Below are 23020 nucleotides of genomic sequence, written 5' to 3' on the forward strand. Positions count from 1 at the left end.
TTTTTATAATATGACCTTGCTAAAAAACTATTAGACACAAAACAAAGATTTTTATATCCAATGATAAATCAACTCTTTAACTCATCTCTTTAACCGACATCACACTCATCATACTTTTCAAAATTAGCGCCTTATGTGGCTGTTCATTATTATTGATTATACAGCATTCCTCACTTAGTTCTTACTAACTCTTTTTGCTCCATCCGCCAAAAATTTATATACGCAAACAAATCGATTTTTGTGGAGAAGTTAAATATGCAAAAATTAGCCCAGGACTTAGCACTGCGCTAATTTTTGTATATGATTATTACTCATATGCCACGCAAACACTGCTTTCACAAAATCCGTAAGGTTTTTGCGTTTATTATAACATTTTTTGCGGATTTAAAACGCTATTTTGACACTCTAGGCAGCATTTCATGCTTGTTCTGAGACTTTTGGCGCGCGTACTTTTTGAAGTCTAATCTAATACCAAATTCCATAAATAACAGAACACTAGACCTCTTTCGAAACTAGCTTCTGGCAGAGAAATGGCAGGAGATTTAGGCGCAAGGAAGGACAAGAGTGTATTTGATAACATTTGAGGATCCGAGCCGCGAAATCAACGCACCAGTTCTCACAAGGAAGTAGAGTTTCGAAATAGCTCTACTTTAGCTTTGTCTTTTTTAATTTAAGCGTGCTACTGGCCGCTGTACTTTTAGTACAGCTAAACTCTCAAATCTTTCTAGAATTTTCTAAAAATATTTGCTAATATATGCTATTATTCGTTGAATTTGCTATAACTTAGTATATGCATAATAAATACCAATTCTTCACTTATCAGAGATATATTCACTAAAATCTGCTTTTTTTGAACATCAAGACTATACAGTAATATAGCTAAAATACGCTATACAATAAAACAGTTGGTGCTGTAATGATTTTAAAGCATCACTAGCTTTTTCTCATACACATTTATAGAATTTACATTATAATATGACTAAGGGTTTGATGTTATAACAGCAATTTATGGGCAAAATGCTAAATATGCAGCAACTATTTTCATCTTTAAAGTTGAGAATAATATCCATACACAGTTGGTATTGTTCTAAGAATAAAGCATCAAGGTATGCGATACTAGCTGTAGTATTATTAGGACTCTGGATGTTATCTGGTGCGGTTTTTAGTGATCGCGGTGATAAGAAAGCAGCCGTACCACATCCTGCTTATAGCATAGAACATTCAACAGCTCAGGAAAAGCATTCTGTAGTCAAAGTAAGTGGCATTGCAGGAGCAAAAGATGCCGTTTCGTTAATGGCTCAGGATAGCGGCATTGTATCTGAAATTCTTGTGCAAGATGGGCAGTTTGTAAAAGAAGGAACATTATTAATGACAATTGATTCAAAGAACTATGCAGAACTTTTGGAAAAAGCAAATGCTGCTTATAAAGCTGCTGAGATAGATTACAGAGCATCTGAGATATTGTTTAAAAAGAAGTTATTATCCGAAGCAAACCTCGTGAAGAGTCAAGCAGACCTACATTCAGCAAAAGCAACGCTGGTAAAAGCTGAGCTAGATCTAAAGAATTCGTCAGTTGTCGCTCCATTTGATGGTTATGTTGATTATATATCTGCGCATGTTGGTGATTATATATCTGGCCCAGCTAGCATGAATACTCCTGTTGTTGGGTCTTTTTTTGCTGGCAAGTCTAATATAGTAAAAGTAGAATTTTCTGAATATGATAGAAAACAAATTAACTTAAATGATGAAGCATTAGTATATTTTGATAACATTAAGCTTAATGGCAATGTAACACTGCTTAGCAGTGTAAAAGATACATCTAATAATAGTTTTAGAGCTGAGATAACCATTGATGGCTCAATTCCGAAAAATATTAATGGTCAAGACGTAGATGTTGTTATCTTAGGTAGCACAGTTGAAGCTCATAAAATCCCGCAGTCTGCACTTTCTCTCGATATCGATGGAAAAATAGGTGTCAAAATTGTTGATTCTAATAAGATTGTACAATTTTGTGAAATTACACTACTTGACGAAGAAGATGATGGAGTATGGATACGTGGACTTACAAAGGAAGCTGATATTATAATGCTGGGGCATGCATATATAAAGCCGTTAACGAAACTTGATTGGAAAAACTAAAATTTCTGCGTCTTCTTAAAATGGCTCAAAAAGGACTTTTTCGCATAAACCAGCATTTTTGCTTGCTCATCTGATATTTCTGTAGTTGCCTGCGCATAATTCTTGAAATACAGAATTTATGTTAGGCAATACCGCTGCTAAGCTAATTTTTGTACATTTCACTTTCGGTAAAAATTTATTTGCATAACAAATCGATTTTTGACAGACTTGCTACATAAAATGTAGAAGTCAAGATTTGATCTTACAGACAGTTATAAATTTTATATCTGCTTGTCAGTTAAGTTTTGACTGTCAGATATGTAACTGAGATACAAGATTTCATTATTCTTTTCCACAGCTAACTTTTTACTATCCAAAAAAGTTTGCATAGGTGTTTTTCCATAACAATATTTACCAGAATGAGGTCTTTCATTGTTGAAATATTCTAACCAAATATCAAGATCTAATTGCAAGTCATCCAATGATGTATAAATCTTTTTACGCATAGCTGTATCAAAGAATTCTTGTTTCATAGTTTTATTAAAACGTTCACACATACCATTAGTTTGAGGTGAATATGCTTTAGTTGTTGTATGCTCTATACCTTCTATACTGAGAAATAACTCAAAAGCATGATGTTCTATATTTCCCTTATATTCTCCTCCACGATCTGTAAGAATACGAAGCATCGGTATCCCTTGACTCTCATACCATGGTAACACTCGATCATTTAGCATATCAGCAGCAGTAATCGCAGTTTTGTCAGTATACAGTTTAGCATCAGCAAATCTACTGTAGCTATCAATAAATACCTGAGCATAAACCTTTCCTATCCCTTTGAAATTGCCTACATAATATGTGTCTTGGCAACCTAAATAACCTGGATGTTGTGTCTCAATTTCTCCATGTGCTTCTTTTTCATTACGGCGTTTCTCTAGTACTTGCAGCTGTGCTTCGGTCAATATAATACCATCTTGGGCCATCTTAGCTTCTAAGGCTTTCAATCTTTTATTGATATTATTCAAATCATTACGTAACCAAATCGATCTTACTCCTCCAGGAGAAACAAGTATACTACTCTTCTTCAGCTCATTTGATACTCTAAGTTGTCCATATGCTGTACTCTATCGCCATATCAACTACTGCTTTTTCTACTGCAGGATCTACTCTATTAGCGATTATTGGCTTCTTGCGACTTATCTCGTATAGCGCTTCTTCTCCTCCCGTTTCATATAGTTCTTTAAATCTGTAATAGCTATCTCTACTATAACACATTGCCTTACATGCAGATTATATACTACCAAGGCTTTTTGCCAATTCAAGTAAACCTAGTTTCGGTTTGATGATTTTTTGATTTAAGTTCATTGCTTATCTCCATTTAATAACTAATTTAATTTACTAAATATAAGATAAAATGTCGACTAATACACATAAAAAGCATTCTTAAATGTGCCAATTTTGAAAAATATGGTGAGTATACACCTCTTTATATTGTAAAAAAATCTGCTATACACTCACGTTATGTAGATTTTATCTATTGTTTTGCGTGAAATCAATATCCTATGTTCTAGTGGTATTGATTGCACGCGAAAGAATCTGAGGCATTATGCTAAGTATAATAAGATTTCTTGCATTTTCTTGGTATTGTAATTATATGTATAAATGTTATAGGTTGCTCACTACGGCATACATGTGTTATTGATTATGTTAAATTTTTTACAGCATTAAGTGTTTTCTTTCTGACAAGCCTATTGCTGCTGATTACATATTTCAACTAAAACTTACTACATAAATATTATTTTATTTTCGCTCCAAATCACTTTTAGTGCAATGACCTAATGCTTACCAAATAATTTTTAAAAGTGAGCGTATAAATTATGTGTATTATATATAAAAAATCCGTTATATAGCAATCCTTAGAAGAGCAGTAATGCTAAATTTTTAAGTGCAATTGAATTTGAATTGATGCACTTTCTAGCTTTTGAAACTGACTCTCGCTATGTATTTTTCATATTTTATGTTAAAATTTCAAGACTTATACATTCACTATTTTATTTTTTATACAGAATCTGATGACTTTAAAAATTAGCTTGCCAACTCATACCGAATTAAAGCCTAAACTAATAGTGTTTGGAGTAGGTGGTGCAGGCGGTAACGCAGTAAATAATATGATAGATTCACAGCTGATGGGTGTTGAATTCTGGGTTGCTAATACAGATGCTCAAGCTCTCGCAGCATCAAAAGCTGAAAATAAAATACAGCTTGGCATAAGCTCAACAAAAGGCCTTGGTGCTGGTTCTTACCCTGAAGTTGGAAAAATAGCAGCTGAAGAGTCTTTAACAGATATCGAAGCATCTCTTGAAGGTTGTCATATGCTATTTATTGCAGCTGGTATGGGTGGAGGAACTGGAACTGGCGCAGCTCCTGTAATAGCTGAAATTGCAAAAAGAATGGGGATAATAGTAGTTGGTGTAGTAACAAAACCCTTTCACTTTGAAGGAAGTAAGAGAATGAAAGTTGCAGAGCTTGGCCTTGAAGAGCTTAGTCGATACGTTGATACACTTATAGTTATTCCAAATCAAAATCTCTTTCGTGTTGCAAACGAAAAAACCACATTTGGAGAAGCTTTCCAAATGGCAGATGATGTTTTAAAGTCAGGTGTACGTGGCGTAACAGATCTAATTACAATGCCAGGTCTCATCAATCTCGATTTTGCAGATATCAAAGCAGTAATGCAAGAAATGGGTAAAGCTATGATGGGGACAGGTGAAGCGGAAGGACAGGATCGTGCAATCAAGGCAGCAGAAGCAGCAATCTCTAATCCGCTTTTAGATAATTCTTCTATGAATGGAGCGCAAGGTGTATTGATAAATATAACGGGCAGCACAGATATGACGCTTTTTGAGGTTGATGAGGCTGCAAACCGTATTAAAGAAGAGGTAGATGCTTCTGCAAATATAATATTTGGTTCCGCTTTTGATGAATCTTTGAAGGGAAGAATTAGAGTATCTGTAGTTGCAACTGGTATAGATAGTAAGGGCAGCGTTAGTGCTACGTCGCCTGTTCAACTACAAAATAGAGTAGATGGACAAGATGTAAAGTACGCGAAAACACAGCAGCCAAGCCTCCTTGATTCTGCAAATACACAAACACAAAAGCATGACTTTGAAAAAATATCACTGAACAGTGTGGCAAATACTACCATTTCTGAAAAAAGTGTCTTTATCCCTCCAAAAGCGATAGATCCAGAAGAGTTTGATAACCATGAATCTGTTTCTCAAACAAAATCTGCAGCGCCAAGTGATGTTAAAATTTCTGGGACATTCGGCAGAATATTTGGTGGAAGTGAGCAGGTCATATCTGGCAAAAATGATTCAGAACAAACGCATAATAAAGAAGAGTATAAAGAGGATTTGTTTGAAATTCCTGCGTTTTTGCGAAAAAAGAATAAATAAAAGCGCATAAAACCCCATATTGCATCATTGTTGATGTTTTTAGATTTTTTCAACAATACATTTTTTGCTGTTTTGAAGCTATATTTCTTGATTTACATGATTTGGGTGTCTATACTCGTTGAGTGACCGTGATAGTTGTAAGTTATTTGCTTGATTTGATTAGTTTCTATGAGATAATAGACTGTTTTGCATTTTTTAGTGTCTAAAAGTACTATAACTTTGTTGTTTTATTTAGAGGTTGCATAGAGAAATATAAAGTTATATTTGTTTTGAAATTTTCTCACAAATACTCTGATTGCGTGGTTTCTTGTCAGATTTTTCTTGATTGCCAGACTGGGAATTCGTTCTTAAAGCATATATAAACAAAGATTTTGTCTTCGCTCACTAAAGCAATGGCGCTTTACTTGCACCTTGAATTGCTTGTGCTTAGCACTACTTTGATTGATGCACTAAACTAAAATTTGATTTATGACAGAAGGACTTGCAATTATACAAAGGCCTTATAATAAGGATTGGCTCGTTTTTAATGATCGAATAAGTGTAACATATGTTAAGTGAAAACTATAAACCACAAATTAGTGAAAAGAAATGGCAAGAAAATTGGCGGAAGTCTGAGATATATAAGTGGGACAGCACGCTAGATAGGAGCGAGACGTTTGTGATAGATACACCGCCGCCCACTGTCTCTGGGATGCTACATATGGGGCATGTTTTTAGTTATACGCAGGCAGACTTTGTTGCAAGATTTCAAAGAATGATCGGCAAGACTGTGTTTTATCCGATAGGTTTTGATGATAACGGGCTTCCCACTGAGCGCTTAGTTGAGAAGATAAATGGAGTTAAAGCTTCATCTCTCACTAAAGAGCAATTTAATCAGATGTGTCAGGTGGTAATTAGAGATGCGGAATTAGAATTTAGGACTCTGTTTGAAGCACTTGCACTAAGTTTTGATTGGAATGAGACATATCAAACTGTTAGTGATTCTACTGCAAAACTTTCGCAAATGTCATTTCTAGACCTATACAATAAAGGTCTTCTGATAAAGAAATATGCTCCTACATTCTGGGACCCGGTAGATAAAACTGCTATTGCACAAACGGAAATAGAAGATAAAGAAAAAAGTGCCATATTTTCTGAGATCGCGTTCAGTAAAGAAAGTGGTGGTGAAATATTGATTGCAACTACTCGTCCAGAGCTGCTACCAGCTTGTGTTGCAGTATTCTACCACCCAGAAGATTCTAGGTTTCAAAATTTAGAAGGTGAAAATGCAATAGTACCAATATTTAACTTTAAAGTTCCTTTCATCGCCGACAGTGAAGTTGATATGGAAAAGGGCAGTGGCCTTGTTATGTGCTGCACTTTTGGTGATATACAGGATGTAAGGTGGTATCAGCGTTATAATCTAGATGCTAAGTCTTGTATATCTAAGATAGGCTGTATGCAAAATGCTGGCATTCTAGATGGAATGACAGTTTCTGCAGCGCGTGCTAAAATTTTAGAGTTGCTAGCAGAAAGAAATGTGATTAGATCACAAGTTGAAATAAAGCATTCAGTAAAATGTGCAGAAAGGTCCGGTGCAGCCCTTGAAATTATTCTGACGAACCAGTGGTATATCTCAATACTTGATTATAAAAAGGAGCTGCTTGAAAAAACAAATCTGTGTAATTGGCATCCTTCTTATATGAGAGTGCGCCTTGAAAATTGGATTAATGGACTAAATCAAGATTGGTGCATATCAAGACAGCGGTATTTTGGGATTAATTTCCCAGTTTGGTATTCAAAGAGGAGTGGAGAAGAAGGGAAAGTATTATTTCCGGATATAGAACAACTGCCTGTAGATCCTTCTATTGATCTGCCAGTTGGTTATAGAGGGGATGAGGTGATTGCGGAAACTGACATTATGGATACGTGGGCAACCAGTGCACTCACTCCACAAATTTCAAGCAAAGCTATCACAAAAGATTATGCTGTAGATTACAAGCGCCACAAAAAACTTTATCCAGCAGATCTTAGAATACAGGCACATGAGATTATTAGAACATGGGCATTTTGTACGATTGTAAAGTCTCATCATCATGAAGATTCCATTCCATGGAAAAATGTAATGATAAGTGGCTGGTGTCTTGCCAAAGACGGTCAGAAGATGAGTAAATCAAAGGGGAATATAGTGACTCCACAAGAATTAATAGTGGAAAAGAGCGCTGATGTGGTGCGTTACTGGGCTTCTTGTTCTAAACTTGGTGCTGATATTGCTTATTCGGAAGAAGCCTTTAAAATAGGCAAAAAGTTGATCACTAAGCTTTGGAATGCATCCAAATTTTTTGCGCTGCATTTTTCATCTTTTAGTAATTTTGATAACAAAGTTACTGCAACTACTGCATTGCAATCTGAAATCATTAATTGTGACCTTGATCTTTGGATCTTATCAAAACTTCAACGAGTTGTTCATGAGGCAACTAAGGCATTTGAGAATTTTGAATATTCTGAGGCAAGGCAAGTAGCTGAAGAGTTTTTTTGGAAAGATTTTTGTGATAACTATGTTGAACTTGTAAAAGTTCGTATCTATGATTCTGCTAATAAAGATGAGGTTGGAAAGAGGAGTGCAGTTTATACTATGTATTTTTGCATATATACCATGCTGCGGCTTTTTGCACCGTTTATTCCACACATTACAGAAGAATTAAACGCACAGCTCTTTCCGTATTCTGGCTCTGTACACGCTCAAAAATCTTGGCCAATGCTCGATGATTACGTATTTTTTAGTGATAAATTAGATGATGGAGAAAAAGTATTGAAGTTGCTTGAGCTTGTTAGAAAGGCAAAGTCTCTTGCAAACCTTGCACTGAATCATAAAGTTTCTGTATTGAAAATTTTTGGACCAAAGATTTCAGATTCTCTATTGCAGGATCTAAAAAATGCCACGCACGCTGGAGTAGTTGAGATATTGCAGGTTGCTCGTTCTGATATGATTATGTCAGATTGCGCTAATTTCGGTGTTAGTATTAGCACTTATACTGAGGAGGTAGCAGCTTACGCATAGCAAGTATACCGCAGGGTTAAATATACAAAGAGCATTTTAAAGTCACCAATTTTGAAAGTATTATGTAGTCTGTCCGTCAAAAATTTATTTGCTTGCGCAAATCAATTTTTGTGACAAGTGAAATGTACAAAAATTAGCTTTTAGCACTGCCCTGGGCTAATTTGCAAATATATAATTTGTCCTGTACTTAGCAAATATTTTTAGGCACTGCTGGCCAAGCCACTTGCGCAGACTCCTTTGGCCTGATTTTCAAGTATTACTTCGTTAATTTCCGAGTTAAATATATATAATATTGAGAGTTTTCACATAAAGATAGATAAGAGCTGTTCTTGATATTGTTTGAATATTTGTGTAATAGTAAGAGCGCACCAAAGCTTGATGGATCCGTATACCATTGACTCTTTTTTAGAAACGATTTTAGTGTGCCGTGTCATTCGGCATAAATGATGTCGCGTGTTGCTATTATCTCTCTCGATACATACTGTGCCAGACTTTCCAATTGTATGACGCTCTTTGGGTAAAATTTTAGAAAAAGCATCCCAATCATCCGTATAAAAATGACATTCTTTCAGATGACTCACTTTGTTGTAGAGCTTTTGGAATGTTGCAGTATCACGATTGCCTGTAACCCAGGCAACTGTTCTCCTTGTACTACGATCAACTGCCTTAATGATCCAAAGCTTGTTTTTTTGAACCAATAAAATGCCACATCTCGTCGAATTCCATCTCCATAATATCCGAAGAGACACCTGGCTCCTGAGTCTTGCCCATCACCTCTACTACCCAGCGATAAATTATGGACGGCGAATGCCATAATATCTTGCATAACATAGAAAAAGAGCCATTACCAAGACTATATAGCATAACGCATAATGCTTTCTTAACAGCTGTTTGAGGCTTCTTGCCCAGATCGCCCTCAACAAAATTTAGAACATGATCTGCACTTATAACGCTGTACACCCCCTCACAATGCCATTCTTTACAAAGATATCAGAGCAACATCCCTTACAACAAACCATAAAACCACTCTTTAGTTTTTAAAAAAGTGATCATATCATACTTCTATCTAATTGTGAAAACTCTCATAATATTTAACTCAGAAACTAACGTTTTTGGTAATTTTGCCACTTTTTCTGCTGGACTTTCGGTGTATAATAATTACTTATTACCAAGATAAATTCTGCCTTTTGAGAATTCAGGCGCAACAACTATGAAGTAATAAGAAGAATCTTAATGACAGCTCTCTTCTTCTTTAAACAAGTTTTAGAAACAATACAAAGAAACCATATAAAGCATATGGAGTGACAAAAATTGACAATGAGCTTTAAATTTATATGTTATACTTTTTGATCTTTTTTAATGCATAGGAACATATTTAGAAAATACGATATTAGAGGAGTATTTAAGAAAGACTTTGGTGAATCTGATATAACAGCAATTGCAAGAGCAATTTCTCATTTTACTCTGGATGATGGAATAGCTCATAAAAACATATGCATAGGTTATGATGGCAGATTAAGTTCTCCTATCATTAGAGAAGCATTGCTTTATGGACTTATGGAATGCGGATATTCAAGGAATAGTCAAAGAGGAAATATTGTTGATATTGGAATATGCTCAACTCCTATGCTTTATTGGTCAGCATATAATATTGATAATATAGGCGTTGCCATCATGATTACAGGCTCACATAATCCAAAAGAATATAACGGGCTCAAGATTATATACAATATGTCATATGCTGCAGAAGATTTCTTAGATAGAATGAGAGATTTTTTGCTGGGCAATATTTGGAGTGAAGGGAAAGATAGTAAGATAAAATTGCACGAGCAAGAAGCTATAACCTGCAGTTTGCATGCAGATCTTTCAAGCGTACATTTGAATAAGTTAAATTTTCAATCTAGTGATTTGGCAGAGTCGTTCGGCAATTCTTCGGGGCAACTTGAGATTGGCAAAGCATATTTAAACAGTGTGTTTACAAATAAAATTCCAGCTGTAAAACGTAAATTATCGATAGCTTGGGATCTGTCAAACGGTACTATGTGTAACATAATGCCAGAATTCATTAAAAGATTGCCTGGAGAGCATTTTTTATTGAATTCTAAAATAGATGGTAATTTTCCAAATCATCTTCCAGACCCTACATGTGCAAAGAACTTAGAACAATTATCTGCATTTATACGCGAAAAAAACTGTGATTTTGGAATATGTTTTGATGGTGATGGAGATAGGATAGGAATAGTCCTAAAAAACGGACGTATATTATACGGCGATCACATCCTTTTGTTAATTGCTCATGATATGATACTAAACGGTACAGGGAACAAAGTTTTAGTTGACGTACGTATGAACCAATTTGTAATTGATCAAATAAGAAACTTGGGATGTGACGTTGTGATATGGCAACCAGGGCACTCTAAAATCAAAAATAAGATGAAGGAAGATGGTATCACAATAGCTGCAGAAATGAGTGGACATATATTTTTTAATTTAAAACGTTATATATGTGATGATGCGCTCATTGCTGCATATAAAATATATGAGCTTTTTTTACTAGGGTATGATTTCGAGCGTATATTAGAGCCAATCTCTCATATTATAAAGACAGAGGAAATTCGTATACCTATTGATGAAAAATTAAGGCTGCTTATGTTATTTAACATCAAAAGTTATTTAACAATTCTCGGAATAGAATTCGAATATTTTGATGGAATTAGAGTTGCGAATAAAAACTTAAGTTGGAATATAAGAAGCGCAGTTACTGAAGAAGTTATATCTTTTAATATCAGTGCTGTAAGTCAAGAGCATCTTGACAGCATTTTAGCATTAATCTCAAGTGCAATTCTTGCGCTTGAATCGGCTATGTTTTTAAAAGTGCTAAACTGAAGTATTTATTACATTAGAAAGATGTGTATTTTGCATCAAAATGTAATACTAAATGTGTTAGTATGCTACATTTCTTAACTAGCTTATTATATTAGACCTCTTTCGAAACTAGCTTCTAGCAGAGAAATGGCATGAGATTTAGGCGCAAGAAGGACCGGAGTGTATTTGATAACATTGAGGATCCGAGCACGAAATCAACGCACCAGTTCTCACAAGGAAGTAGAGTTTCGAAAGAGGTCTATTGCGATATCGATATTTTCTAAATACACACAACCAATTTGAATTTTTTAACTATTGTATAATTTTAGACAGATGACCAAAATAATAGCATGGAATGTTAATTCTGTAACATCGCGCTTATCACATTTAATATTGCTAATCGAAAAACATAATCCTGATATAATCTTGCTTCAAGAGTTGAAATGTATAACAGAGAAGTTTCCTTATGATCAGTTAGACCACCTTGGATATAATATACAGGTCTTTGGTCAAAAGTCATATAATGGTGTTGCTATACTTAGTAAGTGTAGGATTGAAGATGTAAAGCTTGGTATGAAAAGTTATCAGAAGAATGGTGATGCTAGATATATCAAGTGTTTTGTCCCGGTGAATAACCGCGGTACTGTCATATCGTCTGTTTATGTACCGAACGGTGGTGAACTGGAGTCTGAGAAATTTGCTTATAAATTAGAATTTCTTGAAGCACTGAAGCATCATATTCAAGACATGAGAAAACAAGGTATGGAGATTATTATGGGTGGTGATTTTAATGTCGCAGTAGAAGATATAGACGTTTATAACCCTGGTGCCTTAGATGGAAAAGTGTGTTTTCATCCTGAGGAGAGGAGAAGATTTCGTGCTATTTTGAATAATGGTATGGTGGATGCATTCAGAGCAGCTCATCCAGATCAACAATCGTTTAGTTGGTGGGATTATAGAGCAGGATCCTGGAAACAGAATAAAGGAATGAGGATAGATTATTTGCTAGTGTCTCCTGGCATTGCAGATTTGATAAATAGTGTTGACATAGATAGCTCGTTTAGAAATCTAGAAAGACCTTCAGACCATGCACCAGTGCTGCTATCTATTTCAAGCTAGAACTTAGGTAGTCTGTCTATCAAAAATCGATTTGTTGCGCAAATCAATTTTTGCGGAAAGTTAAAAATCCATAAGGTTTTTGGCAATTTTGCCACTTTTTTTGCTGGACTTTTGTGCCTCATAATGGCTTGCAGGCCAATATAAATCCTCCATTTTAAGAATTCAGAGCAAGCGACTCCCTAACTTCCTTGACTATGGTAAATTAAGTTGAGGTTTGCGTATTAAAGAATTGAACCAAAGCATACATATGTTATTACTTTTTTCCGAAAATCTTCGCTGTATGAGGATTGCATTTTCCTTTGAGTGTAACACACATCTATATATATGCGCAAACTTCAACTTAATTTACTATATATAGAATATTTAGCTGCGTCTGTGCTCTATATTATAGTTCAATTCAGCACCATATATCAGTATGAGACTACAAGCATAGAAATAAAGAAGTGCTATTATAACGCCTGCTATACTTCCATATATCAAGCTAATCTGTGGAAAACTTTTCACGTAATATTTAAATATCATAGTAAATCCTGACCAAGCAATCATAACAGCGAAAGTGCCTGGAAAAGTGTATATCAATTTGTGTTTTCTGTTGGGAAGAAAGTAGTATATATAAGATATAAAAACAAAGCTTGATACTGCAACTACTACATATCTCATCTTAGGTGCTTCTATCCTAATCAACTTGATTATTTTATAATTTTCGATTTCTGGAAAATATTCTAGTAAAAAACTCGAAGTCGCGCTCCATATGGATGGCATTACTACCAAAATTATTAGTACAAATATTGTAGTGCTTATTAGCACCATGAATTCTATTATGCTGAGTAGTCTTCTGAAAATATATGCGGGCGGTTGCTTGACCCTATAAGCTTTATTAAGTATAGTCCTAAGGCCCTCAAAGATAGAAGATGCAGTCCATATTGCGCTCAGTATAGCAAGTGTAATAAGACTCTGTGGAGGTGTTGACGTTATCTCTATTATTCTCGGTCTTAGTATGTCTATAAACTGCGCCCATGAGCTTTCAAGTATCATATTTAGCAGTACATCAACGATCTCATGATTAATACTTGAACCTGCATTTCCAAGCAATGCGACAAAAAAGACAAGAAATGGACAGATAGCTAACATCATTAAAAACGCTAGATACCCAGCATGTTCAATACCATCGTGTTTTATGGTATCGTTAAACGATTTTGCCAAGCTCTTTGTTATTAAATGTAAAAAACTGCAAATTTTTTTTACAATATTAAATATCTGCATTAGCTTCAAGAGTAATATTGTGTTGTTTACACGTAGCTTTGATTGTATTTTTCATAAGGCATGCTATTGTCATTGGTCCAACACCACCTGGCACTGGAGTCAGAAAACCTGCAACTTTTTGTACGTCTTCAAAGTTTACATCCCCATAAAGTTTATCTTTTACCTTTTGTATACCAACATCCACTACGTAAGCTCCAACCTTTACCCACTCTCTTGTTATCATGTGAGGTTTTCCAACAGCAGATATTAATATGTCAGCAATTCTACATTCCATTTTTTGGTTGTTAGAATGTGAGTTCATTATCGTGACTGTGCAACCCTCCCTTATTAACATAGATGACATAGGTCTTCCAACTATTTGTGATCTTCCAAGTACTACAGCTCTCTTCCCAGAAAGATCAGGCCCAAGTTTCTGTTTCAATAAGTATAACACACCTTGTGGAGTACATGGTTCTAAACAATTTTGCCATGAATTTAAAAGTCCTACATTATTAGTACTAAATCCATCTACGTCTTTTAGATGATTTATCACATTAAAAATCTTATGTGTATCAATATGTTTTGGCAACGGAAGTTGTACAAGTATACCATGAACAAATGGGTCTTCATTAAGTTTACGCAGCAGATTCAGCACTTCCTCTTCTGAAATGCTACTATCAAACTGATGTATATAAGAAGCAATTCCTATAGCACGCGCATTTTTAACTTTGTTATTTGTATATATAGCGCTAGCTGGATCATTCCCAACTAAAACGACAGCAAGACCTGGAACGATATTATATCTTTCTTTAATAAAAGCTATATTGCCTTTTAATTTTTCCAGTATGCTAGCGGCAAACGCTTTTCCATCAACTGTGCTACATGTAAATTTCATATCTCATATCCATTACGCAAGTACTAACACTGTTAGTTTATTCAACTTTTTTCGTATTTCAAGCAATATTCCTGACTTTCCTACAAAAAATCTTGAAAATCAGCATAGATATCGCGATATCATAGCTTCGGATTCACACCTTTTGTTGTAGAATGTTCGAAATGTATATCCTTTTCAGGATATATAAACCTATATACACTATGAGCAGCAATAGCCGCTTCTGCAAATCCTGTCAATATAAGCTTTAGCTTCCCTACATAATCAACGACATCGCCAATGGCAAATATGCCATCTATACTGGTTTGCATTGTTGATTGCATAACTTTAATATGTTTATTTTGCATATCTATGTTCCAAGATAATATAGGGCCTAAATTCATAGAGAGCCCGAAAAACGCCAGCAGGAAGTCTGAGTGTATTCTTTTTGTATGATTATCCAGATCTACTATACTTATCTCATTTAAGAAGCCAGCATTTCCTATAAGTGAATCGAGTTGATATGGCACAAGCAGCTCTATATTCCCTAATTTTATTAGATGTTCTAGCTTATTAATACTCTCTTGCATGGCTTTAAATTTATTTCTACGGTGAATCAAGTAGACCTTGCTTGCTATCTCTGCAAGTGAAATTGCCCAATCTACTGCAGAATCTCCCCCTCCTGCAATTGTCACAGTCTTGTCTTTAAAGATCTTCCTATCTCTTACCGAATAGAATACGCTTTTCCCCTCAAAATCTTCTATATTAGGCATAGGTGGTTTATTATGGCCAAAAGCTCCTGAGCCTGCAGCTATTATGATAGCTTTTGTTTGAATCTTATCGCCTAGATCTGTCTTAAGTACGAAAAATTCTCCAGATTTTTCATACGAAACAACCGATTGTCCTAGGATAAATCTTGGAGAGAATGGCATAGATTGTTCATAGAGCTTTTGAATTAGCTCTTCTGCTAGAATATTAGGATATCCAGGGATATCATAAATTGGTTTTTCTGGATATAGAGCAGAGCACTGCCCACCTACATGAGGAAGTGAATCCACAACTAAAGATCTCATGCCAAGCATTCCGGCTTGGAATATCGCAAAAAGACCAACAGGTCCTGCGCCTATTACCACAATATCTGAGTTATAAGTCATGCTATTCACCAATGATATTTGCTAATGCTTATATACCTAAAGCGCTATAACATAGGCAGCTAAACTTTGTCTTTTTGACAAGTTTTATCAGCTTCTCGCATGAGCCATATTACAAGCTCTGAACGAATAAACATTTTATTTTATGAAGCTTTTCTGAAATTACTACGTTACATGTGCATTAACGCTATTTTATACACTGGTTATAAATCAGTGTCACATGTGGGCTTTATAACAGCTTCATAAAAATTTTGCAATTTCTGCTTAAAAAAATATTTAACGTTAAAGACATTTGCGTAATTGTTTGTTCATCCTTCAACTCGTCAAATTTTGATTGATGTACTAAAATTTGCTTGATTTCCACGTATGGAGCAGCAATTATTCAGATGTCTTCTTTACTCAAACAGAGCACTTGAAGATATCACAGCAATTTACCCGCTTTTGTAAGCAGTGCCATATAAAAAATTTGAGTTTGTGTAAAGCAAACGTATATAAGTAAGCTAATGATTGATTTTGTTTGAACATTTGATTAGAATCCCCTCGTCTAAGCAAAATCAAGAAATAGGAAATAAGAATGAATTATTCTGTAACGCCCGTGGCAATAGAAGAGGAGATGCAGCGCTCCTATTTGGATTATGCAATGAGCGTAATAGTGAGCCGTGCACTTCCAGATTGTAGAGATGGACTAAAGCCAGTGCACAGAAGAATATTATACGCTATGTATGACACTGGCAATACATGCGATAAGCCATATAGAAAGTCCGCAAGAATAGTCGGTGAAGTGATGAGTAAATATCACCCACATGGTGACGCGCCAATTTATTCTTCTATGGTAAGAATGGCCCAAGATTTTTCGCTTAGGGATTTGCTTATAGATGGGCAGGGAAATTTTGGTTCTATAGATGGTGATTCTCCTGCGCAGATGCGTTATACCGAGGTTAGGTTAACGAAGCTCGCTGAAATGCTTATGACAGATATTGGATGCGACACTGTAGATTTTCAAGATAACTACGATGGCGCAGAAACCGAGCCTAGAGTGCTGCCTGCTAGATTTCCTAATCTCCTTGTAAATGGCGCAAATGGTATCGCAGTTGGTATGGCAACCAATATTCCTCCACACAACATGGGAGAGGTTCTAGACGCTTGTATTGCTTATGTGCAGGATAACACTATAGACATCAATACTGTACTTTCTTATATAAAAGGGCCGGATTTCCCAACTGGTGGTGAGATTTTGGGTAGCCCAAAAATTAGACAAGCTCTAAGTACTGGAAAAGGGGGCATACTTCTCAGAGGAGAGACTAAATTTGAAGATATTTCAGGGCGAAAGGCTATTATTATAACGTCCATTCCATATCAAGTTAATAAAGCTGAGCTGATTAAAGCAATAGAGAAGTTATGTAAAGAGAAGACTATTGATGGAATTTCAGAAATTAGAGATGAAACAAACAAGCTAGGAATTCGTGTTGTAATAGAGCTAAAGCGCGAAGCAGTGCCAGATGTTATATTAAATCAGCTTTATCGAAATACACAGCTGCAGAGCAGCTTCAGTGTCAATACGCTTGCGCTTGTGCATGGCAGGCCTATGGTAACGAACGTACTGGATATAGTGCGTGAGTTTGTGACATTCAGAGAAACTGTTGTTACAAGAAGGATTAAATTCTTGTTAAACAGAGCTAGAGATAAAGCTCATATATTGATAGGTCTTGCTATTGCAGTTGATAATATTGATGAAGTTATCGCGATGATAAAGGCGGCAAATGATCCTCAAGAAGCAAAGGTGAGTTTGATGAAAAGGTCTTGGCCTGCATCAGGTGTGATAGGTCTTTTAAAACTCGTAGATGATTTTAGAAATAGAGTTGAGGGGCAGAACTGCTATCTAACTGCTGAGCAGGCTCAAGCTATATTGGACATGAAGCTACAGAGATTAACTGGTCTTGAGAAGAATAAAATAGAAAATGACTTGAGCACTTTATCGGTAGAAATTACAGATTACTTGGAAATATTAGGTTCAAGAGAGAGATTATTACAGATAATTGAATCTGAATTCGTAGAGGTTAGAGAGAAATTTGCGACACCGCGTAGGACCACAATACTGGAGAATGAAGCTGATGTTGATGATGAAGATCTAATTCAGCTGGAAGAGATGGTTGTTACCATTACACAGAGTGGTTATATAAAACGCGTTCCACTGAATACCTATAGAGCACAAAGGAGAGGAGGGAAGGGGCGTTCTGGTGTGATGATGCAAGAAGATGATATGATCTCTGAAGTTATTGCAACGACTACTCATGCGGTTCTTTTATTCTTCTCTAATTTTGGTAAAGTATATCAGCTTAAGGTGTATAAGTTGCCAATAGGCACTCCTCAATCCAAAGGGAGGGCGCTGATTAATATTCTACAGCTTGCATCAGATGAAAAGATAACAAATGTTATGCCGATGCCTGAGGATAAAGAGGTATGGAGTGATTTATACATAATATTTGCGACTAAAGGAGGAAATGCTAGGCGCAATTTGCTATCTGATTTTGCACATGTTAATGCTGGTGGAAAGATAGCGATTCGGATGGACGAAGGTGATAGCTTAGTTGGCGTTGTGTCTTGTATGAAGGATGACCATATAATAATAGCAACGAGTTTTGGTAAGGCTATTAGATTTCCAGTGACTGAGATTCGTGTATTTAAAAGTCGCACTTCCGACGGAGTTAGAGCTGTGAAACTTGCGAAACAAAATGATTATGTAATTTCCATTGCTGTGTTAAAAGGAATAGAAATCGAGCAAGCTAAGCGAGATGAATACCTGAAGATCCCACTTGATATCCGCAGAGAGTTTGCATCAGTAGAATCTACAATGCTAGTGCAACATAAACTTTCAGAATATAACGTTGAACAATTGAGTGTAGAGGAATTTAAATATTTTGCCGTTAACGAGGAGTTTTTATGTACTGTGACAGAAAATGGTTATGGAAGACGTACTTCTGCATATGAATATAGAGTAACAAGGCGCGGTGGCAGTGGAATTGCAAATGCGCCAAACAGTCTAATCAAGGGCGGGAAGGTGGTTTCTACATTTCCTGTTGGAGATACAGATGAAATGATAATAATGGCAGAGTCTGGCACATTAATAAGAATTGCAAGTAGTACCATAAGAGTAGGTGGGCGTGCAGGGCTCGGTGTAAAAATTATTTCTGTTGCAAGCAAAGAGAAAGTAATATCTGTAACAAAGGTTGTTGATAAAGATTCTCTTAAAGACGATTCTGAAGAGCAAAATGTCGGGGCTCAGCTGCAGCTTTAATAAACTTTATGGGTGCGGTGGTAATTTAGTGCTTGCCTTATCATGAAAAAGTATATAAAAGTACTTATTGTTTTTATCGAGTCAATAAGAGGAGAAGATGCCTTTTTACGAGTGTGTTTTTATAATGCGTCAGGATATTTCAGCTGCTGATGTCGCAAAAGCAGGCGATAATTTTGTTAGTATGGTCGAAAATCTTGGTGGTAAGCTGTTGAAGAGAGAGTATTGGGGCTTAAGAACTTTGGCTTATATAATTAAGAAAAATAAAAAAGCGCATTATACAATGCTTAATTTTGAGGCTGATTCCTCTGCCATACAGGAGTTGGAGAGGAATTTTAAGATTAACGAAAGTGTTCTAAAATATCTTTCGATTAAGATGAAAAAGTTTGATGATCAACCCTCTATTATTTTATCGCAACAAGAAGCTGTAAGCCAATAGTTGTAATAAATGAAAGTTTAATGAGTTTGTAGTATGACAGAAGAGACTATTTCAAATGCGGTGCTCTTTAACAAGACGCACCATGGTAACAAAAGACAAAGATGCCCATTGTCTGTCAGTGGTGCTCCTGCAATCAGTTATAAGAACATAGAGCTTCTCACTAAATATATTTCTGAAAAAGGTAGGATTTTACCTAGTAGAATCAGTGGTGTTTCAGCAAAGAAACAGAGAGAGCTTAAAGTGGCTATAAAGCGTGCTCGTGCGATAGCCTTATTGCCATTTACCGCGACTTAATTTTTTAAAATATCAAGTTTATAGAAGCTATAAAAATGCAAGTTATATTACTCGAAAAGATGTATCGCCTTGGAGATATTGGTGATGTTGTAGATGTTGCAGCGGGGTATGCGAGAAACTATCTATTCCCAAGGAAGAAAGTTATACGTGCTACTCAAAAAAATAAAGATTTTTTCGAGCAACAACGTGCCATGCTTGAGCAGCAAAATAATGAACTAAGAGAGCAAGCTGAGCAAATTGCTGCTTCCATGAGTACTAATACTGCTATCAAGATAGCAAGACAAGCTGGAGAAGATGGTAGGCTTTATGGTTCTGTTAACGTGCGTGACATAGTTGATGCTGTTTTTACTGCTACGGGTTCAAAGGTGAGCTCAGAAAGCGTAATGTTAGACCAAAGAATAAAAAGCTTGGGTGTTTTTGATGTGAAAATAATGCTACATCCAGATGTTGTTGTTATATTTTCTATGAGTGTAGTACGTAGTGAACATTAATATTTTTATGTGCTAAGATATGGTTACTAACTAAGACAAGCTATTTGTACTAAGTTATGATCACTACGTTATGTATAGAAAAGTATTTGCATAAGTCAGTTCATTGATCTTGGATGGATGCTATTTACAAGTCGTTGCACCATAACTTTTGAAGCGCAGGATTTATCTTTGCCTGCAAGCAATTATGATGCACCGAAAGTCCAGCAGAAAAAGTGGCACAATTGCAAAACACTTTATGGATTTTGTTAAGTGGTGTTTGCTAGGTATAGGACAAATTATATATTCAAAAATTAGCTTATGGTTTCTTCCAAGCTGATTTTAGTATATTTAACTTTCCGAAAATATATCTGCTACGCAAATATATTTTGGACGAGCAGACTTACAAGTCTATTAATAGCGTTCATGTTTTTAATATGCATTAATTGATAACATAAAGAGCTGAAAGAAGAAAATGACTGAAAAGCAGAAGGCGATCGAAGCTGCTCTAGCACAGATAGAGAAAGCATATGGCAAAGGTTCCATTATGAAGCTTGGGAGTAGCGAAACACTTGATATACCGTCTATCTCAACTGGTTCTCTAGGTCTAGATATAGCTCTTGGTATAGGTGGTCTACCCAAAGGAAGAATAGTGGAAATTTATGGTCCTGAAAGCTCGGGAAAAACTACCTTAGTATTGCATGTGATAGCAGAGGCTCAAAAAAAAGGTGGCAGCTGCGCATTTATTGATGCAGAACATGCGCTTGATCCTGGATATGCAAAAAAACTCGGAGTAGTTATAGAAGATTTGCTTGTTTCGCAGCCAGATACTGGTGAGCAAGCTTTAGAGATTGCAGATACGTTGGTTAGGTCTGCAGCATTTGATGTGATTGTCATAGATAGTGTTGCTGCACTCGTTCCAAGAGCAGAGATAGAAGGAGACATGGGTGATAATCACATGGGACTTCAGGCAAGGCTAATGAGTCAAGCATTAAGAAAGCTTACATCAAGCGTTGCAAAGTCAAATACTATCCTAATATTTATCAATCAAATTAGAATGAAAATAGGTGTGATGTTTGGCACACCAGAAACTACAACTGGAGGAAACGCTCTAAAATTCTATGCATCTGTGAGAATAGATATTAGAAGAATAGGTAGTATAAAGGAAAAAGATGAGGTTGTAGGAAATCAGACAAGAGCTAAAGTTGTGAAGAATAAAGTCGCTCCTCCATTTAAAGTTGTTGAATTTGATATAATGTATGGCGCAGGGATTTCAAAATTGGGTGAGATTCTTGATCTTGGAGCAAATGCTGGTGTTATAGAAAAGTCTGGTGCTTGGTACTCATATGGTGGACATCGTATAGGTCAAGGGCGTGAAAACGCAAAAAAATATCTAAAGGATAATCCTAATATTGCAGATGAAATAGAGCAAAAGATTAGAAGTGCAGCTGACATAGTAGGTAATGCTATGTCAGGCACAGCAGCAAATGAGGAAGATAATAACGTATTCTAGCCATTTGTATCATGTTTATTACTCTATATATACAAAATAATTAAAGTTATTTAACATTTCCACTTGTAAATGATGCAATATTTGTAACATATGCATTATAGCTAAAGCGTTATAGCAAACGAGTATTTAAAATAAATTTTCATTCGCTTGAATTTAGCAATATAACTACATTTTAGGAGAAGATATCTCTCTATAAATGAAGAGTTGTATTTAATCGCCTATGTCATAACTCTGAGAAGCTGAGGATTTATCTTGGCTTGCAAGCAATGATGATGCGCCGAAGGTCCAGCAGAAAAAGTGGCAACCTTATGGATTTTGTTAAGTAATTTTTGACGGATAGACTATTTAACTTGTGTACATATGAAGTTAGACTGTTTTGACGACAGCAATTTTGAAAAGTATGGCAAGAAGTATAAATAATATTGTATATAATGCAGTATACGGTCGCAATAGCGTTAACAAACTATAAGTTAAATGGATAAATCCAGTAGTACTTATGCAATATTCTATACAAAAAGCGGTAGATCTACTGAAATCTGGCAGTATTATAGTCATTGAGACAGATACTATTCATGCACTCACATGTGATGCTTACAATCAAAAGGCAGTTTTAAATGTATATAAACTAAAAAATAGACCTTTTAATAAAGCGTTACCAATCTTTGTAAAAGATATAGAACAAGCTACTTGCTACGCAATATTTAATGAAGCAGCTCTTAAGATGGCCAAAACCTTTTGGCCAGGTGCTTTAACACTTATTTTACCTATAGCAAACAATACATCACTTGCTCCAGCTTTGTATCAAGGTATGACATCTATTGCGATACGTATACCTAATAACCAATTTGCATTGAAGCTGATAGAAAATGTGAATCGTCCTATTGTTGGAACCAGTGCAAATTTATCTGGTGAAACAACGCAATTATATGAAGAAGATATAAGGAAAGTATTGGGAAATGAAATAGATATCTTTATATCAAATAAAGAACCACTATATGAAATCAAGCAATCTACTATAGTATGTTTTCAGGCTGGCAAGCCAAAAATTATCAGAGAAGGTGCCATAAGCTCAAGCAAGATTATAAATTCGTTAGAGTGATATATACTATAGTAAATTAAGTTGAAGTTTGCGCATATATATAGATGTGTGTTAC

At 35.6% G+C, this 23020-nt stretch carries 16 protein-coding genes and 1 pseudogene; 11 read left to right on the plus strand and 6 right to left on the minus strand.

Annotated elements, in window-relative coordinates; translation table 11 throughout:
• Window positions 1–1017 precede the first annotated feature (1017 nt).
• Window positions 1018–2139, plus strand: coding sequence for an efflux RND transporter periplasmic adaptor subunit (locus AACK98_RS01585; protein ID WP_339041798.1), 1122 nt, complete (start codon window positions 1018–1020; stop codon window positions 2137–2139).
• 260 nt (window positions 2140–2399) lie between these two features.
• On the opposite strand, the pseudogene AACK98_RS01590 reads toward AACK98_RS01585, so the two are convergent.
• A pseudogene (locus AACK98_RS01590) lies at window positions 2400–3393 on the minus strand (IS481 family transposase).
• A gap of 797 nt (window positions 3394–4190) precedes the next feature.
• Between AACK98_RS01590 and ftsZ the strand changes: the two are divergent.
• Window positions 4191–5573, plus strand: a complete 1383-nt coding sequence (gene ftsZ / locus AACK98_RS01595; protein ID WP_339041800.1) for a cell division protein FtsZ — start codon at window positions 4191–4193, stop codon at window positions 5571–5573.
• A gap of 547 nt (window positions 5574–6120) precedes the next feature.
• On the plus strand, window positions 6121–8613 hold the full coding sequence (locus AACK98_RS01600; RefSeq protein WP_339041802.1) for a valine--tRNA ligase: 2493 nt from the start codon (window positions 6121–6123) through the stop codon (window positions 8611–8613).
• Between the two features lie 302 nt (window positions 8614–8915).
• Here the strand turns inward: AACK98_RS01600 and AACK98_RS01605 are convergent, their stop codons facing one another.
• Together AACK98_RS01605 and AACK98_RS01610 are read right to left on the minus strand one after the other, a co-directional pair.
• On the minus strand, window positions 8916–9311 hold the full coding sequence (locus tag AACK98_RS01605) for an IS1 family transposase (RefSeq protein ID WP_339041804.1): 396 nt from the start codon (window positions 9309–9311) through the stop codon (window positions 8916–8918).
• Entirely contained in the window at window positions 9280–9573 is a 294-nt protein-coding gene (locus tag AACK98_RS01610; protein ID WP_339041806.1) for a hypothetical protein, read from the minus strand. Before AACK98_RS01610 ends, AACK98_RS01605 begins: the two co-directional genes overlap by 32 nt.
• Before the next feature lie 399 nt (window positions 9574–9972).
• Here AACK98_RS01610 and AACK98_RS01615 point away from each other — a divergent pair, with 399 nt between their 5' ends.
• Together AACK98_RS01615 and xth are read left to right on the plus strand one after the other, a co-directional pair.
• Entirely contained in the window at window positions 9973–11499 is a 1527-nt protein-coding gene (locus AACK98_RS01615; RefSeq protein ID WP_339041808.1) for a hypothetical protein, read from the plus strand.
• A 312-nt stretch (window positions 11500–11811) separates the two neighbouring features.
• Window positions 11812–12597, plus strand: coding sequence for an exodeoxyribonuclease III (gene xth, locus AACK98_RS01620; protein ID WP_339041810.1), 786 nt, complete (start codon window positions 11812–11814; stop codon window positions 12595–12597).
• 363 nt (window positions 12598–12960) lie between these two features.
• On the opposite strand, the gene AACK98_RS01625 is transcribed toward xth, so the two are convergent.
• The 3 genes from AACK98_RS01625 to AACK98_RS01635 form a co-directional block, all read right to left on the minus strand.
• Window positions 12961–13800 (minus strand): YihY/virulence factor BrkB family protein, encoded by an 840-nt coding sequence (locus AACK98_RS01625; RefSeq protein WP_339041812.1) that lies wholly within the window; start codon window positions 13798–13800, stop codon window positions 12961–12963.
• A 46-nt stretch (window positions 13801–13846) separates the two neighbouring features.
• On the minus strand, window positions 13847–14734 hold the full coding sequence (locus AACK98_RS01630) for a bifunctional 5,10-methylenetetrahydrofolate dehydrogenase/5,10-methenyltetrahydrofolate cyclohydrolase (RefSeq protein ID WP_339041814.1): 888 nt from the start codon (window positions 14732–14734) through the stop codon (window positions 13847–13849).
• 119 nt (window positions 14735–14853) lie between these two features.
• Window positions 14854–15864, minus strand: coding sequence for an NAD(P)/FAD-dependent oxidoreductase (locus tag AACK98_RS01635; RefSeq protein WP_339042512.1), 1011 nt, complete (start codon window positions 15862–15864; stop codon window positions 14854–14856).
• 571 nt (window positions 15865–16435) lie between these two features.
• On the opposite strand from AACK98_RS01635, the gene gyrA reads away from it, so the two are divergent.
• From gyrA to AACK98_RS01665, 6 genes are all read left to right on the plus strand, one after another.
• Window positions 16436–19156 carry a DNA gyrase subunit A gene (gene gyrA / locus AACK98_RS01640; protein ID WP_339041816.1) on the plus strand — a complete coding sequence of 907 codons (2721 nt, stop codon included), beginning with the start codon at window positions 16436–16438 and terminating at the stop codon, window positions 19154–19156.
• A 97-nt stretch (window positions 19157–19253) separates the two neighbouring features.
• Complete coding sequence (gene rpsF, locus AACK98_RS01645) at window positions 19254–19592, plus strand: 30S ribosomal protein S6 (protein WP_339041818.1); 339 nt, start codon at window positions 19254–19256, stop codon at window positions 19590–19592.
• Window positions 19593–19625: 33 nt separating this feature from the next.
• A complete protein-coding gene (gene rpsR / locus AACK98_RS01650; protein WP_339041820.1) occupies window positions 19626–19886 on the plus strand; it encodes a 30S ribosomal protein S18 in 261 nt (86 codons plus the stop codon).
• A gap of 35 nt (window positions 19887–19921) precedes the next feature.
• On the plus strand, window positions 19922–20377 hold the full coding sequence (gene rplI / locus AACK98_RS01655) for a 50S ribosomal protein L9 (protein WP_339041822.1): 456 nt from the start codon (window positions 19922–19924) through the stop codon (window positions 20375–20377).
• A gap of 451 nt (window positions 20378–20828) precedes the next feature.
• Window positions 20829–21866 carry a recombinase RecA gene (gene recA, locus AACK98_RS01660; protein WP_339041824.1) on the plus strand — a complete coding sequence of 346 codons (1038 nt, stop codon included), beginning with the start codon at window positions 20829–20831 and terminating at the stop codon, window positions 21864–21866.
• A 496-nt stretch (window positions 21867–22362) separates the two neighbouring features.
• A complete protein-coding gene (locus tag AACK98_RS01665) occupies window positions 22363–22965 on the plus strand; it encodes an L-threonylcarbamoyladenylate synthase (protein WP_339041826.1) in 603 nt (200 codons plus the stop codon).
• Window positions 22966–23020: the final 55 nt, after the last annotated feature.

This window comes from Candidatus Lariskella endosymbiont of Hedychridium roseum, assembly GCF_964020185.1.
Taxonomy (GTDB): domain Bacteria; phylum Pseudomonadota; class Alphaproteobacteria; order Rickettsiales; family Midichloriaceae; genus Lariskella.